Origin of the sequence: Bacillus methanolicus PB1, from assembly GCF_000262755.1 — a bacterium.
GTDB classification, from domain to species: Bacteria; Bacillota; Bacilli; order Bacillales; family Cytobacillaceae; genus Bacillus_Z; species Bacillus_Z methanolicus.
This window is the reverse complement of the sequence record NZ_AFEU01000002.1, coordinates 714,586-740,670: the sequence shown is the minus strand read 5'-3', so window position 1 is coordinate 740,670 and position 26,085 is coordinate 714,586. Positions and strand designations below refer to the sequence as shown.

Below are 26,085 nucleotides of genomic sequence, written 5' to 3'. Positions count from 1 at the left end.
GGGGAGAAATGAAATGGCTTTTTTTAAAAGAAAAAGAAATGAAGAAAATTTTGAGAATAAAAAAATTGACAGCAATCTCCATCAAGAGAGTGAAACTGAAGACGGACTCGTTAAAACGACATTATCGTTTCACCCCGACTGGGAACTGACAAATCAGGAAAAGTATGTATACCGATTTAAACATGAACAATTACCGCTTTTAAAGCCAAATCAAATTTCGATTACAGGTATCCGCTTGATTGAATATAATGATGGCTTTGTCGTGGTATCTTTTTTAAGAAATACATTGCCGAAAGCAGTACGGTTTGAAGCTGTTAATCTTTTGCTGTTAGATGAAAACGGAAAGGCCATTGCGAAAAAACAGTTTGAGCTTGACGGACTGGGCGAACTTCCTTCTATGGCTTGCAGGCCTTGGCGGTTTTTATTCTCGAATGAAGATAAGCTGACAGACACCATTCCTGCCGAAGGCTGGAAAATTGCCTTTGAATTAACACAGCCAAAACCGGAGCATCACCTCGACCTTGCAGAAAGCTGGGAGCAACAGCTTTCTCCCCTTCAAAAGGAGCAACTGGAAAAATTGGTCACATCCCTTCCGGAACTCAAACAAGGGGAAATTAATTTTATGGGGCTTGAAGCAAAATTGACGAACGAACAAAACCTTGCTGTTACCGTTCTTATTCGGAACGGCGCCGATAAGAATATACAGCTTGAACAAATTCCCCTCATTGTTGAAGATGCAGCGGGAGATGTTGTTTCCAAGGGCGGATTTACTTTGAATGATTTTGAAGTAAAAGCCCATACAAGCAAGCCATGGACCTTTATCTTCCCTAAAGAATTGATTCTAAAAGACAATCCGGATCTATCAAGATGGAAAGTGTATCCGCCGGCTAACTAATAGAAAAAGCGTTCCTGTACTAGGCAAGGACGCTTTTACGGAGGAAAAGAATCCATCGAACCACTCATACCCAGAAGCGTTCCTGCACTATGCAAGAACGCTTTTCCTTTTATTAGATATACCTGACGGAGTGTTTCTCGACCATTAGAAAAGTCCATCATAGGACTCCTGAAGGACATAAACAAGATAGAGAGCATAAGAAAGGTCCGTGATAAGACTTTTTAAGGACATAATTAAGATAGAGAGCATAAGAAAAGTCCGTCATAAGACTCCTGAAGGACATAAACAAGATAGGAAACATAGGAAAAGTCCTTCATACTGTTAATAAGTTTTCTGGGAGCCTCCGGCTTTACTCAAGGCTTTGATTGAAGTGGTGCAACAGCACAAAAAAATTCGTTTTAAGATGTTTGTTTCCATAAATCGAAAATACCACAGCTTCAAAAGCTGTGGTAGACCAAAATTTTATACTTTCTTGTCTTTTAATAAAAACCTCTTGCTATAATGATTATAACAAGAGGTTCCTTAAAACTTAACCTATTATTTCCATTTTATTGTGCAATCGGAATATAATCAATATGATCAGGCATATTAGTAATATATAATTTTGAACCTAGATTATATTGCCCGCCATACAGATTATCAAAATGATAAACTCGATATTTTTCTCCGGGATTTAAAACTCTTACGAAGATAAGCCCGTTTTCATCATCACGCTGCCAGAGATTTATTTTCTTTTTAACATATACTGTTCCAATTTGTCCGCTTTTCACAGGAGTTGCTGCAAATGCGCTTTTTACTTGCTCATTATTAAAATATCTTTTAGCACCTATGTATCTAGTTTTATAGTAACTCATACCCAAGTTAGAAATAGTGACTCCTTTACTGGAGGAAGCATGGATAAATTCATTATCACCTATGTACATACCCACATGTGAAACGCCTTTATTATTTGTATTAAAAAACACTAAATCTCCCGGAACCAAACTGTTTCGATCAACACTTTCTCCCTGGTTAAATTGATCGGCGCTTTTTCTTGGCAGCTGTACATTGTATTCTTTAAAAACATAAATGATGAACCCCGAACAATCAAATCCTTTGGGTGTCGTTCCGCCCCATTTATAAGGAGCTCCAATAAATTTCTTTGCATAATCGACAATGTTCTCTTTTTCTTCGGCATTTGCGGCAGTTTTAACCATAAACAGAAACGGTATCGAAAGCATGATGGCTGATATGATCCGTAGGACTTTTTTCATGGATATGCATCCTCCTGCGAAAGTTTATGTATATTTTTGTCAAATAATTATGTAATTTGCAAGTATAGCAAAATTTTATAACAAACTTAGACAAATAACTATTTCAGTAATCTTACATTTGTCGAATAATATTACATTTTGATTACAATTGTAAATATCACAAAATAAAAAGGGACTGATCCGAGAGGTAAAAAGTTTTTTACCATTTGGATCAATCCCTGTATTTTTTCAAAAATATTATTTACATTCAGACAAAAAATTCATTTTTTAGCTGAATTCAGGCCAATTGACTTGAAATTCATCGCCTTCAATTTTTTCTAATGTTCTATATTTAAAAGGAACAAGGTCTTCTTCCTTTTTATTCATAAATTCTTTAGCTATTTCAAAGGGTATTAAATCGAACTGGCGATCATTTTCTGAAATAAAATAAGCGCCGATGATTTGCCCTTTTTTCATAAGATCAAGATGTAAAAAAGCCGGGAAGTAAGTTGCATCCTTTGCTTCTAAAACAGCTTTAGCTGTAACTGTACCGTCTTCTTCTTGCTCCACGGCATCATTACTGATTTTTTCAAGAACTTTTACAGCCCAGCCTTGCTTTTTGTAGCCCCCGATAATTTTAGGAGGGTTCTTCTTTAATTGTTCTATTATATCTTTTAAATCATTAGATTGTACCATCTGTAACCTAAACTCCCTCCATTGTTCAGAAAAAGTTTTCACACATTGCAAAACGACGAGATTAGACAATTTAAAACATACTTTATCATAATAAACATAAATGTCCCATATGTAAACTATTCCACCGAATAGAGTAGCATAAATTCATTATTTGTGCGAAAAATTGTCAAAATAATTGGCAATTATAGAGTAGTATAAATAAAGACAGCCAACAATGTAAAATAAATGGAAATGCGTTGTTCGCACGAATAAGACAGGGATGTTCCCCTCCGAAACATCCCTGGAAGCTTATTCATATACTGCTTGTATGCGGTCAATATAGATTTGACCTTTGTTTTTGTTTGAGTCGTCGACTTCCATATAGCGAACAGGCACTTCTAATTTATATGGGGCTTTTAATCCTGCAGGAATTAGTGCTTCTACATACTTCCATCCGATCCAATCTAAATTTTTTGTGAAATCTAATTGAACTTCTTTATTATCAGCATCCTTTAACTGAGCCCGAAGCCAATGGCCCTTGGCATCTCCATATACCCACATGCCGATTTTCTTAGGAGTCCCTATTATTTCAATAGGTGTTTGTTTATGTGCATAAACCCCTGAAGTACCTGTTTGGCCAATAAAGTCATATACGACCTTTAATGATTGTTTTCCGTATTTGACATAGTTTTTCTCAGGTATAACCTGCACATTAGAATAACGGGCTCCCGTTGCCTGCCAACTGCTTAAATCCCCTTCGAAATCTACAATAACTAAACTTCCCGGATTTCCGACGATTACGTTTAATTGGGTTTTAACAGAGCCATATGAAACGGTAATCGTACCGGAACCATCTTTTGTTCCTGCTTTAAATATGCCTTTTTCTACTGTTCCCAATTGATTTGATACTTGGTAAGAAAACACGGCCGGATCTGTCACTATTTTTTGCCCTTTATAGTAGCCTTCTGCCGGTATGCTGATTGATTCGCCCTTATTCACGATGATCGAATTTTGTTTTAATTTGATAGAATCAATCGTATTGATCAAGTTTACATTAACATTTGCTTTTATTGAACCAACAGATGCTGTAATAATTCCTTTTCCAGCCTTATTGGCAGCTGTGAATGAACCGTCTGCATTAAACTTTCCAATGTTTGACGTCCATGTTACAGGATCTTTAATACTAACAACATTGTTCGCTTTATCCATTCCTTTTACAGAAATGTTTAAGTTCTTATAAGTTGCACCTGCAAATAAAGTAATTTCTTTAGGGTTCAATAATAATGTGTGCAGCGGACCGGCTTTCCAGTGTCCAATAACGAGAAGTGCGTTGGAGACGGGTCTTTCCTTTCCGTCTGAAGGTTTATTGACGACACTCGTTTCCCAATCGCCGGGCTGCCTTACTACCATAGTCGATGAACCACCGCCATCAAAAGTCATCGCTTCCACCGCACCAAAATCTTTCATGACTTTCGCCAATTCAGAGAGGGTCACACCGACACTATGACTTTGCCGGCCATCAACAACGACAACAAATACTGATCCATCCTGCTTAATTCCAATGGCAGTCCGAGGATGGGCACCGGCTATATTAAAATTTTGAGCCTGTCCGTTTTTAACAAGATGATATCTCCCGCCGATTGCTTGCTCAACTTGATCCCACTCAGGTTTATTATAGGTAAGGGTAATATCGATCCGGTCTCCTGCCTTTAATGTCTTCAAATATTCACTTCCGGCAGCATGTCCGGATAGTATCCATTCACCTTTTTTCAAGGTGTTGCTGCCCTTGCCTGAAATAACTTCTTTTACAACCGCAGTAACCGTATTATTACCGTTAAGCTTTCCGGTAATATTTGAAAGAACGACCTCTGTTCCTAAGTCATTTGTCATTGTATTGCTCGCAAAATATGGAGTATATAATACGATGTGGCCTGCAAAACGGCGCTTATTAACAGAGTTGATAAGCTGTTTTCTTTCGCCGTTTACAGTCATTTCCAAAGTAATGTCGGGATTGCCAATCATCGCTTTGCCTGAAGGGCTGACCCCAAAAATAGTTCTTTCATTAATAGGAGTTGTATTGGTTGTTAAAATTTCCCCATTATGTACTGTTAAATCAGTAGGTGCTCCGTTTTTGTCAAAGTAGTCGCCATTCAGTCCCGCAATGACATAATGTCCATCAGCCTGATTTCGATTAGCCATGCTTTTGACAGTCTCAAAGCCGATTATTTGGTCTTTTGCAAGCGATGTTTCGAAGGTAATTTGCGATGATTTTTGATCTACATCAAGTTTATAAATCTCTTGCTTCCCGCGATTGCTGTCAACGGATAATTGAGATTGTACAACTCCGGGAGCGATTACTTTCGAATCCTCTTTTTTTACCTTACCAATCGATAGTTTTGTCCTGTAAAGTTCAGGATTTACCAGCTTTAGTTTATGGATAGATGGAGTCTTATATTGGACATAGCCCTTTGCGTTCGTTACAAAATAAGATCCTCCAACTCCAAACTGCCCTCCGTGCATGGAATCATATTGATAAATCCGGTATTGTTCACCCGGTTTTAGGACTCGAACAAAAACAAGTTTATTATTTTGATCTCTTTTCCATAGATTAATAGGTTTTAAGATGTCTATTTTCCCAATTTGTCCTTTCACAAGCTGCATTCCTTCCCAGTACACAACAGGAGCAGCAGCCGCTTTTGCCTTATCAAAATGCTTTCCTGAAAAAGGACTAATTAAAACAAATAAGACTAACAAACATATAAAGGTTTTTCTCTTCATTATTCCTCTCCTTTAGCATTAAAACTTTCTCACACACGTTAAAACTATTATACGACAAATTATTTAATTTTTTCCTCTATTTCTACAAAATTGGAATAATAGTACTATTTTACCATGTAAAGAAGCCTTGCGATTTTCCGCAAGGCTTCTTCGGGGGGGGTATCCCGGTTTGATAGGAAGATCCGCTTACCAACCAAATTGTCGAATCTCCATTACATTAGACGATAATAATTTTAAAAAGTTTCGAGATTTATTGTAATTTTTCAAAAAATGTATATGTTAAAGGCGCTTTCTTTTTTAACTCGCTTTTTGTCGAATCATTTAAGTAGTACATGGCAAAAGCTTCGGCAAAATACTCTTCGGGATAGGTTTTAAAGTATTGATTTTTGCCAAAAAGGTTTAACGATTCACTTTTCCATATTTTTTTGAAGCTTTCCGTTGCTGAAATTCTCATATAAACGATGGAGTCTAAAGAATGAGCCGTTTCATGCAATTCCAGATTAACCGAACCATGGCCTTTTCCATAATCACTGTACCCGATGCGAATGGCAACTGTTTCTGTTCCTCCAATTCCGGGAACATCATCCCATGTTTTATTTGTTTTCTCCCATCCCCGCGGTACTTGCCCCTTTAGATATGAAAATTCCGGCAAACTAGTAATCGGACCATCTATTAATTTGATTTTAATACCGGTTGTTTTCATTTTTTCCAACATGCTGACAGGCAGTTTTGAAAGCCTGGATTTTATCATTTTAACATCCGGGTCATTTTGATCGTTTATTGGAACGGCTACAATTTGTTCCAATAAACCGTCTTGTTCCGGTAATAGCTTAAACTGCTGTAATTTTTGTCTAGAAGGAGTTTCATATAAAACGCGGTCTTTTATGTTTGTAATAAAATAAGAGCCGCCGACACGATATTGTTTTTTTATTGCATCATAACCGTAAACCCGGTATTTTTCGCCGGGTTTTAAGACTTTGACATAAATGAATGTTTCTCCTTTGCGTTCCCAAAGATTGATCGGCTTTATTATTGTAACTCTTCCAATTTGGCCTTGGACCAGTTCTGCTCCATCCCATAAAATTTTTGCTGAAACAGTACGGGTGAATAGAGGCAGAGCGACTAAGCACACAATAAGCATTAAAGTATATTTCTTCATTTTCAAAGTGCTTCTGCCTCCTTTAAAGATTAATAGGGTTTAAAGTAGTTTTGGGTATAATAAGGAACTTTTGTACCGGTTTGAAACTGGACGCCCATACCAACATGTGTGTAATCAGGTTTCAAAATATTTTTCCGGTGGCCTAATGAATTCATTAATGCTTCGTGAGCGAAAATACTGCTTGGATAACCCATTGCAATGTTTTCACCGGCCGTCCAAAAGCGAATTCCTTGTGCTTCCATCCGCTCAAAAGGGTCCTGCCCTTTTAAGTTCACGTGGTCAAAAAAGTTATTGGTTGCCATATCCAAACTATGTTTTCTTGCAGATCTTCTTGCTCGTTCATCCCAGCTTAAAGGAGCCAGTCCATGTTTTACGCGCTCGGCATTTGTTAAATCAAACATTTGCATTTCGAATGCTTGCTGTAAAGAAGCAGACGGGCTGCCGAAATGGCCTTGTTTTTTATTCTCAAGGTTTGATGTAATGACTTGTAGTGCCGTTACATTTCCTTTCATGTGAACATCATAAAAAACAGTGATGTACAAACCGTTTTTGCGGAAAGTTTGCTGCTCTTGTGTATTGTCGACCACATAGTTTATATTTCCTTTTAATATGCCTATTATCGGACTGCCCAAAGCCGTTCTAACTTCTTGTTTGGAGGAACCGATATAAATTCCGTTTGTTTGATAGTTTTGATAATTTGAATATACAAAATCCACGCGGTTATTTACATAACCAATCATATAAAACTGATCATAATGATTGTGATAAGTATACCAGTTGATCCCGTACTCGCCTAAAGATACTCTTTTTTCTTTTCCAAGTTTATTTTCAACAGAAGCCTTCGTTTCTCCTATTTGAATGCTCAGTTTTGAATTTTCAATCGCTTGTTTCTTGCAGGCTAATTGAGCGAGCTTTGTTTTTGACGGAGTTTCATATATGATTCTGCTGTCCCTATCAACATAATACCCGCTGCCAACGCCAAGTTTCCCTTGTTTAAACGCATAAATTCTGTAATTTTCTCCTGCTTTCAGCGTTCGGGAAATTTTTTGGCTTTCCCTTTCTAGTTTATATAGGGGGGTATCCTTTAAAACTTGCAATCTGCCAATCTGGCCTACTTTTAATTCTGCTCCGTCCCACCAAATGGCAGTCTTTGGTCCAATGCCTTTGCAAACATCCGCAGCATATCCGGCGGAATTTGGAAATAGAAGCCATAAAAAAGAAGCTGCTAAAAAAGTGACAATTAAAACAGCCTTAAAACCTGACTTTCTTATCATACCGTCCTCCTCCAATCCATTCCGAACTCCTTTTTTCTATTTTATAAAAATATCAACTGGTAGTATAGTAAAAAAATAGGGGCCTGGCCCCTACTTTAGCAGGGGCCAGGCCCCATGTTATAATGTGTGGGTTGAAACTAACTTTTTAAACGGGTGGAGTTTGCATGATTTTTAATTCATATGAATTTATTTTTGCTTTTTTGCCGATTACTTGGATCGTTTTCATTTTGTTAAATAAACTAGAGCTTTATAGACTTTCAACAATTTGGCTTGTTGTAAGTTCTCTTTTTTTCTACAGCTGGTGGAATGTTGCCTATTTGCCGCTTATATTGATCTTAATGATTTTTAATTATTACTTGGGCTCCGTTTTAAGAAAATCCAATTCCGGCCGCGCCCGGTATTTGTTGGTTTTCGGAGTGGCTGTTAACCTTGCTGTACTTTGTTATTTTAAATATTATGACTTTTTCATTTCGAATATTAATCTTGCATTTCATACAAACTTTCCATTATTGCATCTGACTCTGCCTTTAGCGATTAGTTTTTTTACCTTTCAAAAAATAGCTTATCTAGTGGACGCTTACCGAAAAGAAACGGAAGAATACGATTTTTGGAAGTATGCCCTCTTTGTCGCTTTCTTCCCGCAGTTAATTGCCGGGCCAATTGTTCATCATAAAGAGGTCATACCTCAATTCGCAAAAGCTTTTAAAATACTAAATTTTGAAAATATCTCTAAAGGGATCTTTATTTTTACAATAGGTTTATTCAAAAAGGCAGTCATTGCCGATGCTTTTGCCGCTTGGGCAACGGCCGGTTTTGACACTGCCGGAAAGCTTACTTTCATTGAGGCCTGGATTGCATCTCTTTCTTATACGTTTCAATTATATTTTGATTTTAGCGGTTATACAGATATGGCCATTGGCGCCGCGCTGTTATTTAACATACGGCTTCCTATTAACTTCAACTCTCCATACAAAGCTGTTAACATTCTCGATTTTTGGAAAAGGTGGCATATGACCCTTACTAGATTTCTTACCAAATATTTGTATATCCCGCTTGGAGGAAATCGAAAAGGGACGGTCCGTACGTACGTGAATGTTCTGATCGTGTTTTTTTTAAGCGGTTTATGGCACGGTGCCGGATGGACGTTCATCTTTTGGGGAACATTGCATGGATTCGCTTCATTGGCAAATCGATACTGGCAGCAATTAGGATTAAGAATGAATAAATATCTTTCCTGGTTTCTAACTTTTCAATTTGTGAATGTTGCGTGGGTATTTTTCAGAGCAAAAACATGGGAAGATGCCATAAAAGTTTTAAAAGGAATGGCCGGTATGAATGGTTTTGCTTTGCCGGAAAAATATGCCGGGATGTTCGGTGTTAGCCATATTACTCCAGTTAAAGAATTGGTTCTGTCTGCTATTACAGGGACCTCGATCATTTATATGTTTGTGTATCTCATTATTGCTTTTATTATAGTTCTTGCCTGCCGGAATTCTGTAAAACTAATGGATGATTTGAAACCTGGTTGGCAAATGGCATTCTTTGCAAGTGCACTTTTCATTTTATCGATTTTTAATACGACAAAGGTTAGTGAGTTTTTATATTTTAATTTTTAGGTGGTGCTGATGAACTCTTATAGTAAGTGGCCTATAAAATTTTTTGTCTCTTTCTGCCTTTTGCTGCTAATATTCGGTTTGCCTATTATTGTTTTTAACTATGTTGTTGACCCGTTGTGGATTTTTCAACATACGAATAAATGGAATGATGTCCAGCAAGGTTTCAATGAGCGGCAGCAAAAAGTAAATAAATTTACTTTTTCAGACAAAAAATACGATGCTCTGCTCCTGGGCAGCAGCCGTTCAACTTATATTAACCAACATGACTTTAAAGGCTTAAATGTTTTTAACTTTTCCGTTAGTTCGATGTATGTCGAAGAATATAAAGATTATATTGATTATGCTAAAAAAGTAAACGGGAAGTCTTTTGATTATATTTTTCTAGGTTTAGACTTTTTTGCCGCAAATAAAAACAGAAAGTTAAGCAGCGAAAAGCCCGAATTCTATATTGATCAAACAAATAGTTATATGTATAGGGCCAAGTCTGTTGCTTCGTTTGATACGTTAAAAAAAGCATGGCCGATTTTTCTGTCATCAAAGGAAAATAAACCTGTATTTATCGACCATCGATATTATGACCGGAAAAATGTTGCGTATCCTTTTCCTGTATCTGATGAGCTAAGACAAAAGAGGATAGAAACAAATATTTATGAGTTTTTCAAAAACGATGAACGTTTTGAATATGATCCGAATATTAAGAAAATGCTGGAAGAGATTGTTCGGACCAACCCTGGCACAAAATTTATCGTGTTTACGACGCCTGTTACGATGCCGCGATTTGTGGTCGAATTGCAAAATGACGATTATTGGAAAGGATATGAACGGTGGCTTTCTGATTTAACAGATGTTTTTGGCACTGTCCACCATTTTATGGATATTAACGAAGTGGCTGTTGATTATAAGAATTTTACGGATTCGCATCATTTTGTACCGGAGATCGGATCGAAAATTGTGGATCACATATGGAATAAGAGGAATTATGCTGAATTGCAAGACCCGTTCGCATTTGGCAAGTTAGTAACAGCGGATAACAAAGATGAAATAATTGCTCGCATTAAACATGACATAAACGTCTACTCCGATGCTGCTTATAATTATTTAGAACCTGTTTCAGGAGAAAAACCTTTTTATGCAAATGAAGGATCGAGTGTTGCAACGTTTGCTTCATCGGATTGGAAAGAACAAGTGGCTCCACTTCGTTTGCTCGGGGCAAAGGGAGATTTTGAAGTTTCTTCAAATGGTGATAACGTTGTGAAAATATCTCCTGTAAGTACAAGTCCGGGCAGCATCATTCAATTTGGCTATAATTTACCAGAATTGACCGGACACAATACTAGAAAAGATAAAGTGACCTTTATTGTGTCACTGAAAGGAAACGTTTCAAAAATTGGAGATGTACAGTTATTTGTACAGGATCGGGTTAATGGCAAGTGGGAAAGAGCATCCTTTAATACGATTTTAGACAAAAAGCAAGCCCGTTCCTTTAAAGTTTCCAAGAAAATCCGTGATGGAGCAGACTCCGTCTTAATCGGAATCCGCTGGCAAAACCAAAAATCATCAGACCAATGGATCGAAATCGAAAATGTGAAAATTTTTTGAAGGGCCTGGCCCCTACTAAAGTAGGGGCCAGGCCCCTTCTTTTGACCCGTTCTTTTGTGCTAAAATATGGTTGGTTTAGTAAATTATATTAATAAGGGGTCGGAATATGAATAAGAAGGCAACGAGAAAAAGGTTTTTTAGGTCAGCTGGACCAATTGTTTTAAGCTCTTTATTACTAGTTTCTCCATTTCCGGTGTTGGCCGTAGAAACTACTTTAACAGAGAATGTTTCAATTGAGTTGGATGATAGTCAAATACCTGCAGAACAGCCGGTTAAGCCTGCCAAAAAGCTCAATGTAGATACAAATGCAACGTTTACAAAAATAGGTCCGCAGGTTTTTAATGGAACCGCTCTGGCAGCTGCATTTGGAAAATCGCCTGATAACCAGCCTTATATGTACGTATTGCAGCACGGCACACCATCAGCATTAAGTATTATTAATCTTAATTCAGGTAAGACTGAAAAAATTTTTACTCTGGAAAACTCAACAAGTGCATGGGGTATTGATGTAGATGAAAATCAAAAAGTCTGGGTTGGAGGAACCTCTTCCGGTCATCTTTATGAGTATGATCCACAATCCCAAACACTGAAAGATTATGGAAACCTGCTAGAGCATAGCCGCGATACAGCCATATTAGATCTTGATGCAGCCGGCGGAAAAATTTACGGCTCCACAGCTTATGAAGGAACGGTTTTTTCATACATACCTGAAACCGGTGAGCGTATTGATTTTGGACAAATTAGCAGAGGGAAGCAATTTGCGAAAAGTGTAGTCTATGATGAGGAATTACAAAGTATTTTCATTGGGATCGGATCTAAGGCTGAAATTATCCGATATAACATCCCGACAAAAATCCGGTATCGATTTTTGCCGTGGGAATACCGAAATGAAAAATATATATCCGATATTCAAATTGTTGATCAATACCTTTTTGCCCGCCTTGATCCAAGCAATAAGATATTAGTTTTTGACAAAAAATCATTGAAACTTTTAGACGAAATCGAAGCTACTTCTAAAACGATTTCTGCTAAATCTCCGGATGGAGACCGAGTTTTCTACACAAATAATGGAGAACTTTACACTTACGATTACAAATCAAAAGAAATTGAAAAAATCAAGGCTCCATTAAAAAGTATGGATGTGATCAACCTTGATTTTGTGGAATTAAACAAAAAGGATTATCCAGGCTATACACTTGTTGGATTGTTAAGCAACAATGGCGACTATTTCCTGTATAACTTGAAAACCGGAAAATTTTCTTTAGAAAAAATCAATCTTGCCCAGCTTCCTGTCACTCTGTATACAATGACAGAAAACCCGGAAAAGGATAAGATTATCATAAATGGATTTATGTCAGGAGGATTGGCGGTTTACGACATTGAGACCGGCAAAACTACTGAAGTTAAAGGGATTAGTCAAATTGAATCAATGGTATTCTTTAATAACAAACTATTCCTTGGCACTTATCCAAAAGCAAAATTACTGGAAATAGATTTGTCGCGCACCTGGAATAGCAGCAGCTTTAAGGAACTACAGCGATACAATGAGCTTGGCCAAGAACGAACTACTGCCTTATTGGGAGTATCCGAAAACAACAAATTGTTTGTAGGGACATATCCGGAAACAAGCACTGGCGGCGGGCTGCTTTCAGTCTATGATCTTAAAACGAAAAAAGCGGTTAATTACGAAAATTATATTCCCGATCAGAGTATCATTTCGTTAACTAATTCAAACGGTTTTATATATGGCGGAACGACTGTTTTTGCCAATCATAAAAAATCTGCAGAAAATGCGACTTTTTTCCGGTTCCCAATCAATAACCCTGAACAAAAAGAGAAAATCCAACTGCCTTTCAAAGCTACCATGGTTAACGCCCTAATTACCCGGAAAAGCAACAAAGTGATTTGGGGAATGGCTGATGGAAAGCTGTTTAAATACGAAATTGAAAGCGGAAATTTTGATTTTATCGAGATTGTTCCAGCGATCTCCGGACGTTTTAAAAACGCAAAACTTCTTTTTGGCAATGATGGAAACATTTATGGAACAGTAGAAGGAATTCTTTTTAAAGCCAATCCGGACACACTAGATGTAACCATCCTGAAAAAAGAAGGCGCTCATGACCTGGCAATCGATAAATACGGAAACCTCTACTTCCGCCACGAAGCAGACATGTGGAAATACCATTATCAAGAAAGCGGGGTCTGGCCCCTACTAAAGTAGGGGCCAGACCCCTTCTTTTATTCATCGGTTCGCTCGTTTTCAACAAATAGTTGATAATTCTTAGCAGAGGGGCTTTCAAAATAGGAGAGTGTTTTTTCAGTGGTGATAAATGGGAGAACAGATGATTCAATATATGCAATATAACTGCTCCAAAGAAGATCTTGAGCCTTCTCTGCCATCCCTGCCTCTATAGGGTTACGATGAATGTACCGGCTGGCTTCTAAGAAATAGGTCAGACTATCAATGATTTTAGCAGTATATCGACCTTGAAAAACATGTCCGGATAATTGGTGGCGATGGTTAAAATAGATTGCATAACGAGTGTGAAGCAGGCGGATTATATCAGATGGAGGAACTTGATCAGTTTCTAGAAGAAGATGAATGTGGTTTGTCATAAGGCAATAACAGTGAAGCTTAAAGGGGTATCTTTCTCTTACTTTTAACATTTGTTCCAAATATACTTTTCGGTCCTCGTCATCATAAAAAATAGGCAGTTTTCTAATCCCCCGGCTAAAGATATGGTATGTCGCACCCGGATACCATTGTCTTCGCTTTCTTACCATGATTTCACCTCCTTTTCACATTTGATAAATTCGACATAAACATACTTTATCCTGCAAAATTGTAAAGGGCCTGGCCCCTACTAAAGTAGGGGCCAGGCCCTTTACAATTTTGTTTACTGGAATTGAATGTTTAAAGTGTATGGCGTCAAGGTTGTGTTGCCGAATGTATCTCGGACTTTGATGTGGTAAGTGCCTTTTTTCAAATGAACGTATAGTACTTCTCCGTCTCCTTCAGGGTAGAAGTCTGATGTTGCAATATGTTTTCCGTTCTTATAGAGAGATACTATGCCGTCAACTTCAACACCGGCGGCCAATTCAATTTTACCCTTCATGTCCTTGTCGAGTTTTAGTTCATACCAGTCTTCATCGCCATATGGAACTCCTGCATTGAGATAACCGGCAGCCTTCCATTGCCTGCTGTTAATTTTTTTGAGCTTTAGCGGCTTAGATGGAATATTATTCTTCACTGCCGAGCCCTTATCTTCGTCATTTTGATTTACCGGCCCTAAGGCAAACTTATAAGGCAGCAAACTTAACGGAAGTAATCCATCTACATAACCATAAATAATCAAAATGTAATTCTTGTTCTTCTCAGCTTTAAACGATCCAAAGGCAGTTCCGCTTGAAATGCCTCTGTCAATGTATTGGATTCGATCATATTCTTTTTCGTCCAGTTTGCGGTTCTTATTAACGTCTTCAAAAACAACGGCCATACCAAAAACAGGACTGATCAACTCTTTTGGATATTTGGATTTCCATTTTTGATCGACTGCTTTTTGCCCTATCGTCACCCCGTAAACCTGACTCTTCTTTGATTCAAAATAGAAGACATCCTGATCGTTCGGCATGGAAAAATTACCTTCAAACGCTGATCCGGGCAAATTTTTAATGTTTTCCAAACTGTCGTTATCCTCATGCTTATCCTGAGGGTTTTTCAAAATTAATTTTGAATGAAATTTGTATGGATCAAACGAAATATTTCCATTTAATTGTTCAACATTAACTTTAATATAATACGTTTCATTTTTCTTTAAACCTGTTATTAATTTTTCAGCTATTTGGACATCAAACCAGCCCCAATTTACGTTAGAACCAATTGGATTTAAAAATTTAACGGTTTTGCCGTTCCGGTCTTTTTCTTCTTGAATTTTATAAATTTCCATCATTGGAATACTTGCTTCATTTTTTGATAAAACAAACTCATAAATTCCCGTTTCTTGCGGAGTGACAGCAAACCAGTCTTCATCTTCAAACATTTGAAGATAACCGCTTGCTTCATTACCGATTCCGTAAGGCCGGGAGCCATTTTTTATCATTTCAACATAATCAATCTCTTCCTCAGGCTTACCAGATTCCACAATAGCCTCTCTCTGTTTATCCAGTTGTTTTTCAGCGTCCGCTCCTTCTTTGTTCAAGATGGGGAACATATCTTCATCCGGCGGAATTACTTTTCCTTCCACTTTAAATTCATATGGAACCAAGGATGATTCAGACACTTGCTCTTCTTCAAGCATATCGAAATTTATAAAAAAGTCATACATTCCAAAGAAGTTATCCACTTTGTTTGAGATTTTGATCATATACTCCATTTCCGGCATTGCCATAAAAGTCAAGGTTTCTCCTTCACTCTTGCCTGCTTTGTTTGAGTAAAATGCCGGTTCAATCGGATGCTTGCCATAAAGCATTTCTTCTAAAATCGCTTTTTTCTTTTCTTCCGTCAACTCCGGATCATCAGGCGGTAAAAATTGATCAGCCATATATACGCTAATACTTGTATCTACACCCGGCAGAGCAGATAAATCTACTTTAATTACTTGTTGTTCTTTTACGGAAAACTTGTAAAAATCATCGTCGGCATCTTTTCCCACTAAAGTAAAACCCTCATTTGACTTATAAGGAAGTTCAATCTTTATCGGATTAGAAAAATTCGTTTCATCTTTTGGTTGTTCCGATACTTTTTCTACAGAAAGTTTATATTTTGAAAGAGCTCTTCTAGAATCGTCAAAACTTCCATTCGCATCCTTGACTCCGAAAGCGAGGGTCCCTGTGAATGGAGCTTCAAAAAGTTTCCCTTCCGTTTTTCCTTCTCTCACTTTGTTAATATCCAGTACAGTTTTTCCATCCGGTGAGTATAGATGCACCATTAGTTTATAATCATATTGAGGTGCTCCTTCTAATATAAATTGAACTAACTCCCCTTTCCGGACTTCTGCTTTATACCATTTTTCCTCAAATGGCTTTGTAATTGAACCTTTTAGATCGATTTTCTCTGTTAACGGAACAGTTTCTGCTTTATCTAAAATTTCTTTTTCTGTCCTTGTTCCTTTTGTCATGGCAGGAAGTTTTTTAATGTCGAATTGAAGAGCGGCGACAGGGTTTACCATTCCGTTTCCAAATTTAATATCAAACCCCTTATCTCCAAGGTCTTCTGCAGTATGTTCTAATATATATTCTACCTGCACTGGTGTCAGCTTAGGATATTTTGACAGCAAGAGAGAAGCAACACCAGCAACCATCGGAGAAGACATAGAGGTTCCGCTCATTTTTCGATAGCTTGATTTTCTTTCATATTCATAGATTGTGCTGTAGACTTCATCACCAGGTGCAACGATATCAACAGAAGTTCCATAATTCGAAAAATCTGAGAGCTGCTTTTCTTTATTGATAGATCCTACACTAATCACGCCTTCATAAGCAGCAGGATAATTTAAAGTGTCATCGCCTGTGTTGCCGGCAGCCGCAATGACGACAATATTTTTTTCAGTCGCCTTTTTTATTGCTTCTTCAATTAAAGGAGAACGCATTGGCCCTCCAAGGCTCATATTTATGACTTTTGCTCCTTTTTCAACTGCATAGAGAATCCCTTGGGCGATAGCGTAGTCGGTTGCACCCCACGCACGGTCAAAGACATCAATTGGGAGTATTTTTGCATGAGGATTTACACCATACCCGCCTATCCCGTTGTTTTTATTGGCTGCAATAATACCGGCCACATGTGTGCCGTGAAAATCCGGTGTACCTTGATTCATTGGATTGACTGCGTTGTATCCCGGTAAGAGCCGACCTTTTAAGTCAGGATGATTGCCGTCAATCCCCTGGTCGATTACTGCAACTGTAACGGGATTTTTCCCTGCCAGCTGTTGGGCTTTTTCTAAATGAAGCAAATCTATTTGGTACTGTTCGCTTATTTTAGGATCTTTTATCGAAAGAGGTTTATAAAAAGCACTGGGATTTACAGAAACAACCTGGCTAAAATCTTTATATTTTTTAATGGTTTTATGTAGGTTCTTTTTATCTTTTACTTTCACCACTGCATAATTTAATTCTGAAAATTGCTTAATTAAGATGCCGCCTGCGATTTGGTGCTCCGTTTGCGTAAGAGGTTTCTTGAATTTGATGATCAACGTATCATCACTTAACGCAGATTTCTCGGTTTGCTCCAATTTTTTTTGCAATAGCGGCTGATTGACCTGAATTGCTGCAACCCCAGGCTGCTTGCCAATCTTTGATTCAGCAGAAACCGCTAACGGCGCTAAAACACTGCTTGCAGCCAACCCCAGTCCAGCTGCCACTAACGCGGCCTGCTTGACCCATTTTTTCATTTCGCTCCCCCTCTTTTGAATATTGTTACTACTATATTTATAGAAACATATAAAAGAGTTAATAGCAAGTTTTTCCATTCGACAAAAAAGAGGGGGCCAGGGGCTGTCTCAAACCTCCATGGCATATCAGCCACCGCGATAGATGGGTCTTTTAGGTAAGACACCGTATAAAAAGTCTAAGGGTCAGACCCCATTACACAATATATAGGTCATAATATTGGATAAATATGCTATATATTGATAATGCACATGGGGTCAGACCCTTATGAGACAGCCCCGGCCCGTTCAAGAATGTTATTTTTCATATCTTGAAGGATTTTTTCAATTTCTGGAAGGTTTCGATACTTTCCGGAGTAAAGCTTATTACCTGCCTGTTTTATTGCAATGGATCTTTTTTCTAATCGATCCAGCTCGGCAAGTTTTTGTTCAATAAGCGAAAGATCCTGGTTAGTATTTAATTCTGCTTCGATTTCTTCCATTAGCATGAATCTTGAAATCTCATAAATAATCGTTTCCTTCGTTATTTTTGCCGGAAGAACATATTTTTCAGCTGCTAATTTTCGCACATGTGGACCATAAAGACGATTGATAAATTGTTCTGTTTTTTTCAATTGATACGAGAATTGATGATACTGATCGACAGTATTTTTATCAAGAATGCCTTTTTCCAAAGTGGACATAAGCGCTGCGTTCATGCTTGCAAGCTTATTTCCGTTATTAACGGTATCTATAAAAACAGCTGCTTTATTTTTATAATAGTTTGCTTCTTGAAGCTGTCTGTCCAAACGATCTTGATCTTTTTTCGGAAGCGCTGAAATTCTTTTTTGTGCATTTTGAATTTCCTTATTGGCCAACTGATAAGCGTGCGCAAATTTACTAGAAATAACAATATCGTTTTTATCGTTAATGCTTCCAGAATAATAGATTTGCAATACCTTCGATTTAGATACTGCATTAGAAATTTGCTTATTAGCCTGCCGGATCACCGGTGCAATACGGGATTGATACAGTTGTGATCCAATATCCGCAACGTATAGACCTACCCCTTGGTTTTCTTTCCAAACTCTCGGAAATTCGGAAACAGGGGGATTTGTTTCATCTACGAATCTGGCTATCTCTGGCGTAAAGCCAGGCCTCTTGTAGGTCAAGATAAACCAATCGGTAAAGCCTCCACCGGAAGGATTCGGACCTGGATACACAAGACTGTAGCCGGTCATTTTGCCGATCCTTTTCGCATAAGCATGATCGCGGTCATACCAACTGCCTGTTTGTTTGTAATACCAATATAAAATTTGACCGCTGCTGTGATAAGCCACTGCGGCTTCAGGATTAATTCGGGAGACAAAGTTCAGAATGGCTTTTGTTTCAGCAGCACTGTGAGGTTTTTCCCCTTTATAGTTCTTATAATACGGTTTTCCCGCATCATATTTTATATTCGCCCAGTCGGCTGCATATTGCCGGTTTAAATCTACTCCCTTTGCATTTGCCTTCCATCGTTTAAAATCTTTGCTGCCGCCATTCATTTTTATAAGCTGTTGATGAACTTCTGCCGGAAAAGCTTTTAGACCGGATTGCTGAAGAGTAACTCCGTCCGGGTTGACCATAGGTACAAACCAAATTGTCGTATTATTCAAAATACTTCGGACATCATAGCCGCTAATTTTGCTTCCGCTTTTATATGCAGCAGCATACTGTTCAATCATATACATGTTTAAAGTGGTTGTTAACCACTCACGGGCATGGTGGGACCCGTTAATAAAAACGGTCGGCTGCCCTTTCCCCAAAGAAAGAGCGTATATGTTTCTCCCATATTCGCTTTTTCCAATGACGCGATATGTAATAAGATCAGGGTACGCTTTTGCAAGTTTAATAATATCCTGTTCCATCTTTTCATATGTATATACTTGATTCGGATTAACAATTGCAGCGGCACTTGCCGACTTTTCTCCAATTGCTAGTAAATATAAGAAAAAAATAAAAGCAAAAAAAATCTTATTTCTTAACTGTCTCACATACCTTCCTCCCCAATCAGGGGCCAGACCCCTACTAAAGTAGGGGTCTGGCCCCGCCTTTTTACCTAGAAAGAAAACCTTTAAGGATTGGTTTCCATATTTGTTCTTTTTTCAATCTTTTTAGATCTTTTTTGGTTATTTCATCTGCTTTTAATGGGGTGATAAAGGATGGGCCTTCTCCTTTTTGAATCGCTTTTGGATTCGTGATCACGAATTCTCCTTTTTTCAATCCGTCTTTTATTTCCGTTTTGCCGTTTGCTTTCATGCCGGGGGAAACTTTGCGTTTCTCAATTTTTCCGCTTTCATTCAAAATCCATATAAACGATCCGGCTTTTTCTTTCACTAAAACATTCGAAGGCGCCGTAACAGCTCCGTTCACTTCTTTCGTTACAACCGTTACATCAACATGTGATCCGATCAGCGTTTTTTCGGCATCTTCTGGATCAAACTGAACTGTATAAGGATAACGGCTCGCTTTTTCCACCGCCGGTTCACTTTCAGGAATTTCCCGGATTTCATGAAGAATTCCCTCGACTCGTTTCTTGAAAGACCCGGACGACACATAAACCTTCATCCCGGAAGACACCTTTTTCATTTCCTCTTCACTGAAAGTCCCTTTCACAGAAGGTTCAGAAGAAACAACAGTCACAACAGGGTTTTTCAAATCTTCCCTCACTCTTTTTACAATTCCATCCACATCACTAAGCACGGTGATTTTCCCCGACTGGTCATTTAAAGAACTTAACTGATCCTCAAACTTATTTACTTCTTGCTCTAGTAAATTCTTTTCCAGCTCTTTTTCATAAATATCTCTTTCAATACCGGATAGAATTGATTTTTCTGAGGATTTTTCTTCTTCGTCGAATGTTAATGAATCCCGATAAGCTTCCAATTGATCGATATGTTCTTCTAAACTTTGAATCTGGTTTTCAACTTTTTCCTTTTCCATTTCTATTTTTTCAGCTTCCGCCTCGATATCCAATGTTCTGTATTCAAATAGCGAAGTACCTGATGCCACCGTTTCTCCCTCTTTTACAAGAAATTTATCAAACACCCCTGTTTGGCTGTCAAAATAGAAATGGTGTTCTTCAAGAGGCGCAATTACACCGGAAGTATGAATTGTTTGTGCAAGATCTTCTTTTTTAGCAGCATTCCACTTTTCAAAAAAAGCGGCCCGATCGATTTTGCTGTCCTTTTTTAAAATTAAAAACAAGTTCCCCGTTATAAAAACAATCAAGAATGCGATTAAAACTCCCCGCTGCCATTTTCCCAATGAAGTCACCACCTTTAAATAAGTTTCTCAAGTCCAAGATAAGATAACGTTGCTTCTAAACCCCAGCCGATCAAGTTAAGAAGCATAACAATTGCAAGAAGAAATTTTGGATTCTTATCAGTAATGGCTTCCAACACTTTATATTGAATGACGATCCCTAATACAGAAAAAATTGAAATCGCACCGGAGAAATGTGCCAGCCAGCCATGATCTGTTATGTATTGGGTTATTACACCAAGAGACAGTGGAGAAGATTCCGCGCCGATTCCAAGAGTTACTTGAATAGGAGTAAGTATTGCTTTTTCAGCTATTAAAAAAAATAGTACAAAAGCCTGCATTACAAGCAATTTTCGAAATTCCGTTTCAAATAGAGCCCAAAAAATTAAAGCCGGAAGAAAAAGAACGGCCGCCGCATAAAAAATCCCCCAAATAAATTGCCCAATTATGACAAATAATTTATAAGTTTCAAATTCACTCCTGCTAAATTCTGTTATATATTTTGATAGAATTTCAGATCCAATTCCATAATAGCCGCCAATAAAAAAAACGAGGCCGCTGGCAAGAATTAATAACAGAAGCCTGACCCATAATCCCCTGATCACTTCTGCCTTTTCCATTTGATATAAATAGGTATTTGGTTCGAGGATTCCTCTAAAAAGCCTCATGCGATAAATCATAATCCGCTCCTCCAAACTATTTTCAATAGCTTTATTATATATCGAATATTGAAATTAATGCCAGAAAAATGGCGAAAAAAAGGGGGGTCTGGCCCCTACTAAAGTAGGGGCCAGACCCCCCTTTTTTTAATTCTTTATGCCAGGCCGGCCGATAGAGTAATATTCGATAGAATGTTTTTTTACTTCTTCTAAATCGTAGCAATTTCGTCCATCGAAGACGATCGGTTCTTTCATTAGCTTTGCATATGTATCAAGCGGCAATTTTTTAATTTGATCCCATTCCGTAACAATAAAAGCAACGTCGGCTTGTTCCAGGGCCGATTCAATCGTTTCAACGTATATAATTTTATCACCAATGAATTTCTTTGCATTTTCAATTGCAATTGGGTCATAAGCAACAACCGTTGCTCCTTCTTTAATAAGCTGTTCAGCCATGACAATGGAAGCTGCCTCGCGCATATCATCGGTATTCGGCTTAAATGCCAACCCGAGCATCGCCGCTTTCTTTCCTCGCAAACTAGTAAAACGATTAAGCGCAAGTTCTACTAACCTCGCTTGCTGTTTATTATTCACGTTAATAACCGCTTCCAACAAATCAAACTTATGCTCAACATCTCCGGCAATTTGCACAAGCGCCTTCGTATCTTTCGGAAAACAAGAGCCTCCATAGCCGATGCCGGCTCTTAAAAATTGTGAACCTATTCGCGAATCTAAACCCATACCGTAAGCGACATCTTCAATATTTGCACCCAGCTTTTCACTAATATTCGCAATTTCGTTAATAAAACTAATCTTTGTCGCCAAAAAAGCGTTGGAAGCGTATTTAATCATTTCAGCACTACGTATATCCGTTTTGAAAATCGGGATTCCAAACGGCTTGTTCAGTTCTTCAACAATATTAGCAGCTCGATCATTTTCGGCTCCGATAACAATCCGATCGCCGTGAAACGTATCATAAATTGCCGAGCCTTCTCGTAAAAATTCCGGATTCGAAACAACATCAAACTGCACGTCATGCTGCAAATGCTCCAGAATCCAACGTTTCACTTTATCATTCGTACCAACCGGAACCGTACTCTTCGTCACAACAACAACGCCATCACGCATAATATTTTCCGCTATATCTTTGGCGGCTTGTTCAATAAACTGTAAATTAGCAGAACCATCTTCTTGTTGCGGTGTACCGACCGCTATGTAGATTACCTCCGCATCGGCAAACGCTTCTTGATGACTCGTCGTAAATGCGAGCCTGCCATTTTCAATATTTTTCTTCATTAAATCATCTAAACCCGGCTCATATATTGGCGAAACCCCTTGCTTCATTGTTTCTACTTTCCGCTCATCAATATCTACGCACGTAACACGATGACCGATATCAGCCAGACAAACCCCTGTTACTAAACCGACGTAGCCTGTGCCCACTACCGCAATGATTTTCAATAGGTTCACTTTCCTTTCTAAAAATAAAAACAAAAGAATCAATATATCATTATTTTATTATAACAATGCTATAATTCCCAAGTCATAAAACTCAAACGATGTATTTTTCGATTAATCAACTCTCCCGATCTTAGAAAAAAGTAAGTCATTTCTCCGTAGTATAATCATTTTGAAACGGTGCCACTTTTATTTCTTAAATTTTTATTATATTTTTTGTAAATTTATAGATAATTTTGTTGAAAAATCATTGAAATTGCGATAGTGTTTATTTATCATTATTGTAGAAATATTTGCCTGTTTAGCCAATTTATACTTATATTTTGTATTTTCTAAAAAAATTTCTTGCACAGGCGGTTATTAAAAATGGTATTTGATGGCATCATATTATCGTTTATTGTTGGCTTTTTACGAAAAGGGAATTTAAAAGGGTTGTCGCAGCTAAAAATTAAGTGGGGATGGGTCTTTCCGCTTTTGCTTGCAATTCAATTTCTGATATTTGCTTTTCAAAATGATGTTAAATGGCTCGGACAAGCAAGCAACTATATTTATATCATTGTCTATATTCTCGGAATGCTCTTTTTATTTATAAATCGGCATCACAAAGGCTTTATGCTTATTTTGATCGGAGTATTTCTTAATTTTCTGGTAATGGCTGTAAATGGAGGAAGGATGCCTGTTTCTTTAGAGGCTGCAGCTGTTTTGGAACCTGGGTATTTAGAAGCACTTAAAAAAGAATTATACGCGAAACATGCAATTTTAACAGAATCTACTAAGCTTGGATTTTTGGGCGATATTATTCCTTTAACAGATCCTTATCCGCGAACCCAGATTATTAGTATCGGCGATGTGATTATGAATATCGGAATATTCTTTTTCATCCAGCATTTAATGCTCGATCATTTAAAGGAAAATAAGGCTGCCGACGCCACCTCTGCCTTTTTAAAAGGAGGTGAACCAAGATGAAGCGAGTTAAGCTAACTGGCATTTTATATAATGCGGTCATTATTGGCTCTATAATTGTTGCACTAACATCTGGGTTCAGACTAGTCTAATAATGAAAAAAAGGGGGAAGTTGTTTTTTTAATAACTTCTCCCTTCTAAATAGTTTTTAAATGTGAGTGAATTTAAAATGCAGGCATTAAAAAAATCATCTAATATTTATTTAATGATTGTTTCTATTCTAGGGACTTCCATGTTTTTTATTCTGCACAAATTTCAATTCAACGCTTCACCTCAAACGGTGGTCTCTTTTGCTCTAATTGGATCTGTTGTGCTCCTAAGTCATTATTTAATCCTCATTCCACCTGAAGGTAACTCCCTTTCAATGGATTCTGCCATTTACTTGGCAAGCATCTTTTTATTTGGGTTGGACCTTACATTGGATGTGTTATTTTTTCATGCGATCATCTTAGCCGCATCACAATGGAAGATTACTTGGTGGAAACATATATTTAATTTTTCAATTTACAGCTTAATGATCATATTGTCTTACTATGTTTTTATACTATGCGGCGGAGAAGTAGGATATATTAACACAAAGAATTTATTTCCATACATACTGTCACTAAGCGTGTATTTTATCTTAAATACTTCTCTCATTAGTATTTATTTCTTGCTATCCGAAACTGAGAACTCAATCAAAGTCTTAAAGAGATTTATAAAAGATAGAACCTTTTTAATTAGCTATTTTAACATATTTTTACTTTCACTTGTTCTAGGGATATTAATGAATGAAGTAGGAATATTCGGCCTCTTCCTATTTGATGGCATTGCGATGTTATTATCGATTGCGTTCATCCAACACTTTGAACAGTATCAAGCCATATCAACTAAAGCTAATAAGGATTATCTTACCGGATTATATAATCATGGATATTTCAAAGAGATATTGGAAAAAGAAGTTTCAGCTGCGAGGGAAACCGGACAGCCTTTAAGTATAGCCTTGCTTGATCTGGATGATTTTAAAAAATACAACGACTTTTACGGCCATATTCAAGGTGATCATTTGATTAAGGAGTTTGGCACTCTTTTAGAAACTGAGGTGCAAGCAAAGAATTACATCGCTGCCCGCTATGGAGGCGAAGAGTTTACTATTTTGATGCCAAATACGAACAGTAAAGAGGCTTTATCCTTTATGGACAGGTTAAGGAAAAAAGCAAATGATACCTATGTAGAAGGAGTGGAAGCACTTCCTTACGGCTGTTTGTCGTTTTCTGCAGGGATAGTTGAATATCAACAAGGGACCTATAACACATCGGAACTGCTGAGCAAAGCGGATCAAGCGATGTACTTTTCAAAAGCTCAAGGAAAAAATATTGTATATATGTATAATGAACAGTCCGAGTATTCGGTTGAAGAGTGTTTGTCAATTGAAAAAGAGCTGGAGGAAGCGGAACAGCAATTAAAAATATTCCTTTCAAAAGATATTTACACTTATCGTCATAGTAAACGAGTGTTCCAATATGCAGTCGATTTTTCGAGAAAACTCAATCTAAGTGATCATGAAAGAAAAATCTTTACTTTAGGGGCATTAGTCCACGATATTGGAAAGCTGGAAATTCCTCGGGATATTTTAAATAAAAAAGGAAAGCTTGATCCGCATGAATGGGAAATAACGAAAAAGCATGTAATTTGGGGAAAAGAAATCATTTCAGCGAACAAACAATTAGAGGAACTTATCCCATTGGTTGAGCTCCATCATGAACGTTACGACGGGAAAGGCTATCCATATGGATTAAAAGGAGATAACATTCCAAAATTAGCCCGGCTTTTATGCATCATTGATTCGTTCGACGCGATGACAACTGAAAGACCTTACCAAAAAACAAAAACCTTCGAAGAAGCCATCCAAGAATTAAGAGCATGCTCAGGGAAACAATTTGATCCAGAATTCGTTGAACCATTTATTGAATTAATCGAACAGCACTATCTCGTCAAAGAAGAAAAAGTTTTGACATAGTTCGATCAACCAAACAAAAGAGCGGAATACGCTCTTTTGTTATGGGCACCCCCTCTCAAAAAAAGGAAAGCTCACGCTCCTCCGAAACATACTCTCATCAGCTTTCTTTC

17 protein-coding genes are annotated in these 26,085 nt (G+C 37.7%); 6 read left to right on the top strand and 11 right to left on the bottom strand.

What is annotated here, in order from left to right:
• The first annotated feature begins 13 nt into the window (after positions 1 to 13).
• Positions 14 to 895: an accessory Sec system S-layer assembly protein gene (locus PB1_RS08620; RefSeq protein WP_003351941.1), complete on the top strand. Its 882-nt coding sequence runs from the start codon at positions 14 to 16 to the stop codon at positions 893 to 895.
• 548 nt (positions 896 to 1,443) lie between these two features.
• Here PB1_RS08620 and PB1_RS08615 read toward each other — a convergent pair.
• The 5 genes from PB1_RS08615 to PB1_RS08595 form a co-directional block, all read right to left on the bottom strand.
• Positions 1,444 to 2,148, bottom strand: a complete 705-nt coding sequence (locus PB1_RS08615; RefSeq protein ID WP_003351938.1) for a C40 family peptidase — start codon at positions 2,146 to 2,148, stop codon at positions 1,444 to 1,446.
• A gap of 267 nt (positions 2,149 to 2,415) precedes the next feature.
• The gene (locus PB1_RS08610) at positions 2,416 to 2,823 is read right to left on the bottom strand and encodes a hypothetical protein (protein WP_003351937.1); all 408 of its coding nucleotides are present in this window, start codon (positions 2,821 to 2,823) and stop codon (positions 2,416 to 2,418) included.
• A 288-nt stretch (positions 2,824 to 3,111) separates the two neighbouring features.
• Positions 3,112 to 5,580 carry a phosphodiester glycosidase family protein gene (locus PB1_RS08605; RefSeq protein ID WP_003351936.1) on the bottom strand — a complete coding sequence of 823 codons (2,469 nt, stop codon included), beginning with the start codon at positions 5,578 to 5,580 and terminating at the stop codon, positions 3,112 to 3,114.
• A gap of 250 nt (positions 5,581 to 5,830) precedes the next feature.
• On the bottom strand, positions 5,831 to 6,739 hold the full coding sequence (locus PB1_RS18080) for an anthrax toxin lethal factor-related metalloendopeptidase (RefSeq protein ID WP_238533119.1): 909 nt from the start codon (positions 6,737 to 6,739) through the stop codon (positions 5,831 to 5,833).
• 29 nt (positions 6,740 to 6,768) lie between these two features.
• Positions 6,769 to 8,013, bottom strand: coding sequence for a CAP domain-containing protein (locus PB1_RS08595; RefSeq protein WP_003351934.1), 1,245 nt, complete (start codon positions 8,011 to 8,013; stop codon positions 6,769 to 6,771).
• Positions 8,014 to 8,177: 164 nt separating this feature from the next.
• Here PB1_RS08595 and PB1_RS08590 point away from each other — a divergent pair, with 164 nt between their 5' ends.
• From PB1_RS08590 to PB1_RS08580, 3 genes are all read left to right on the top strand, one after another.
• On the top strand, positions 8,178 to 9,629 hold the full coding sequence (locus PB1_RS08590; protein WP_003351933.1) for an MBOAT family O-acyltransferase: 1,452 nt from the start codon (positions 8,178 to 8,180) through the stop codon (positions 9,627 to 9,629).
• A gap of 9 nt (positions 9,630 to 9,638) precedes the next feature.
• Positions 9,639 to 11,228 carry a hypothetical protein gene (locus PB1_RS08585; protein WP_003351932.1) on the top strand — a complete coding sequence of 530 codons (1,590 nt, stop codon included), beginning with the start codon at positions 9,639 to 9,641 and terminating at the stop codon, positions 11,226 to 11,228.
• Between the two features lie 106 nt (positions 11,229 to 11,334).
• Positions 11,335 to 13,449: a WD40 repeat domain-containing protein gene (locus tag PB1_RS08580; RefSeq protein WP_003351931.1), complete on the top strand. Its 2,115-nt coding sequence runs from the start codon at positions 11,335 to 11,337 to the stop codon at positions 13,447 to 13,449.
• 17 nt (positions 13,450 to 13,466) lie between these two features.
• On the opposite strand, the gene PB1_RS08575 is transcribed toward PB1_RS08580, so the two are convergent.
• The 6 genes from PB1_RS08575 to PB1_RS08550 all read right to left on the bottom strand — a co-directional run bounded on the left by PB1_RS08575 (position 13,467) and on the right by PB1_RS08550 (position 23,016).
• On the bottom strand, positions 13,467 to 14,012 hold the full coding sequence (locus PB1_RS08575; RefSeq protein ID WP_003351930.1) for a transposase: 546 nt from the start codon (positions 14,010 to 14,012) through the stop codon (positions 13,467 to 13,469).
• Between the two features lie 113 nt (positions 14,013 to 14,125).
• Positions 14,126 to 17,614 (bottom strand): S8 family peptidase, encoded by a 3,489-nt coding sequence (locus PB1_RS08570; RefSeq protein WP_003351928.1) that lies wholly within the window; start codon positions 17,612 to 17,614, stop codon positions 14,126 to 14,128.
• A 263-nt stretch (positions 17,615 to 17,877) separates the two neighbouring features.
• Complete coding sequence (locus PB1_RS08565; RefSeq protein ID WP_003351926.1) at positions 17,878 to 19,626, bottom strand: M14 family zinc carboxypeptidase; 1,749 nt, start codon at positions 19,624 to 19,626, stop codon at positions 17,878 to 17,880.
• 61 nt (positions 19,627 to 19,687) lie between these two features.
• Positions 19,688 to 20,908 carry an efflux RND transporter periplasmic adaptor subunit gene (locus tag PB1_RS08560; protein ID WP_238533118.1) on the bottom strand — a complete coding sequence of 407 codons (1,221 nt, stop codon included), beginning with the start codon at positions 20,906 to 20,908 and terminating at the stop codon, positions 19,688 to 19,690.
• A 5-nt stretch (positions 20,909 to 20,913) separates the two neighbouring features.
• Positions 20,914 to 21,576, bottom strand: a complete 663-nt coding sequence (locus tag PB1_RS08555) for a hypothetical protein (protein WP_003351924.1) — start codon at positions 21,574 to 21,576, stop codon at positions 20,914 to 20,916.
• 126 nt (positions 21,577 to 21,702) lie between these two features.
• The gene (locus PB1_RS08550; RefSeq protein ID WP_003351923.1) at positions 21,703 to 23,016 is read right to left on the bottom strand and encodes a UDP-glucose dehydrogenase family protein; all 1,314 of its coding nucleotides are present in this window, start codon (positions 23,014 to 23,016) and stop codon (positions 21,703 to 21,705) included.
• Positions 23,017 to 23,379: 363 nt separating this feature from the next.
• On the opposite strand from PB1_RS08550, the gene PB1_RS08545 reads away from it, so the two are divergent.
• Both PB1_RS08545 and PB1_RS08540 read left to right on the top strand, forming a co-directional pair.
• A complete protein-coding gene (locus tag PB1_RS08545; protein WP_003351922.1) occupies positions 23,380 to 23,979 on the top strand; it encodes a DUF5317 domain-containing protein in 600 nt (199 codons plus the stop codon).
• A gap of 166 nt (positions 23,980 to 24,145) precedes the next feature.
• The gene (locus PB1_RS08540) at positions 24,146 to 25,975 is read left to right on the top strand and encodes a diguanylate cyclase (protein WP_003351920.1); all 1,830 of its coding nucleotides are present in this window, start codon (positions 24,146 to 24,148) and stop codon (positions 25,973 to 25,975) included.
• Positions 25,976 to 26,085: the final 110 nt, after the last annotated feature.

Bases quoted from the DNA above. Each gene is read 5' to 3' on its own strand.
- PB1_RS08620 (WP_003351941.1), top strand. From the start codon at position 14: ATGGCTTTTTTTAAAAGAAAAAGAAATGAAGAAAATTTTGAGAATAAA.
- PB1_RS08545 (WP_003351922.1), top strand. From the start codon at position 23,380: ATGGTATTTGATGGCATCATATTATCGTTTATTGTTGGCTTTTTACGA.
- PB1_RS08585 (WP_003351932.1), top strand. From the start codon at position 9,639: ATGAACTCTTATAGTAAGTGGCCTATAAAATTTTTTGTCTCTTTCTGC.
- PB1_RS08580 (WP_003351931.1), top strand. From the start codon at position 11,335: ATGAATAAGAAGGCAACGAGAAAAAGGTTTTTTAGGTCAGCTGGACCA.
- PB1_RS08540 (WP_003351920.1), top strand. From the start codon at position 24,146: ATGCAGGCATTAAAAAAATCATCTAATATTTATTTAATGATTGTTTCT.
- PB1_RS18080 (WP_238533119.1), bottom strand. From the start codon at position 6,739: ATGAAGAAATATACTTTAATGCTTATTGTGTGCTTAGTCGCTCTGCCT.
- PB1_RS08595 (WP_003351934.1), bottom strand. From the start codon at position 8,013: ATGATAAGAAAGTCAGGTTTTAAGGCTGTTTTAATTGTCACTTTTTTA.
- PB1_RS08605 (WP_003351936.1), bottom strand. From the start codon at position 5,580: ATGAAGAGAAAAACCTTTATATGTTTGTTAGTCTTATTTGTTTTAATT.
- PB1_RS08610 (WP_003351937.1), bottom strand. From the start codon at position 2,823: ATGGTACAATCTAATGATTTAAAAGATATAATAGAACAATTAAAGAAG.
- PB1_RS08555 (WP_003351924.1), bottom strand. From the start codon at position 21,576: ATGATTTATCGCATGAGGCTTTTTAGAGGAATCCTCGAACCAAATACC.
- PB1_RS08575 (WP_003351930.1), bottom strand. From the start codon at position 14,012: ATGGTAAGAAAGCGAAGACAATGGTATCCGGGTGCGACATACCATATC.
- PB1_RS08590 (WP_003351933.1), top strand. From the start codon at position 8,178: ATGATTTTTAATTCATATGAATTTATTTTTGCTTTTTTGCCGATTACT.
- PB1_RS08570 (WP_003351928.1), bottom strand. From the start codon at position 17,614: ATGAAAAAATGGGTCAAGCAGGCCGCGTTAGTGGCAGCTGGACTGGGG.
- PB1_RS08615 (WP_003351938.1), bottom strand. From the start codon at position 2,148: ATGAAAAAAGTCCTACGGATCATATCAGCCATCATGCTTTCGATACCG.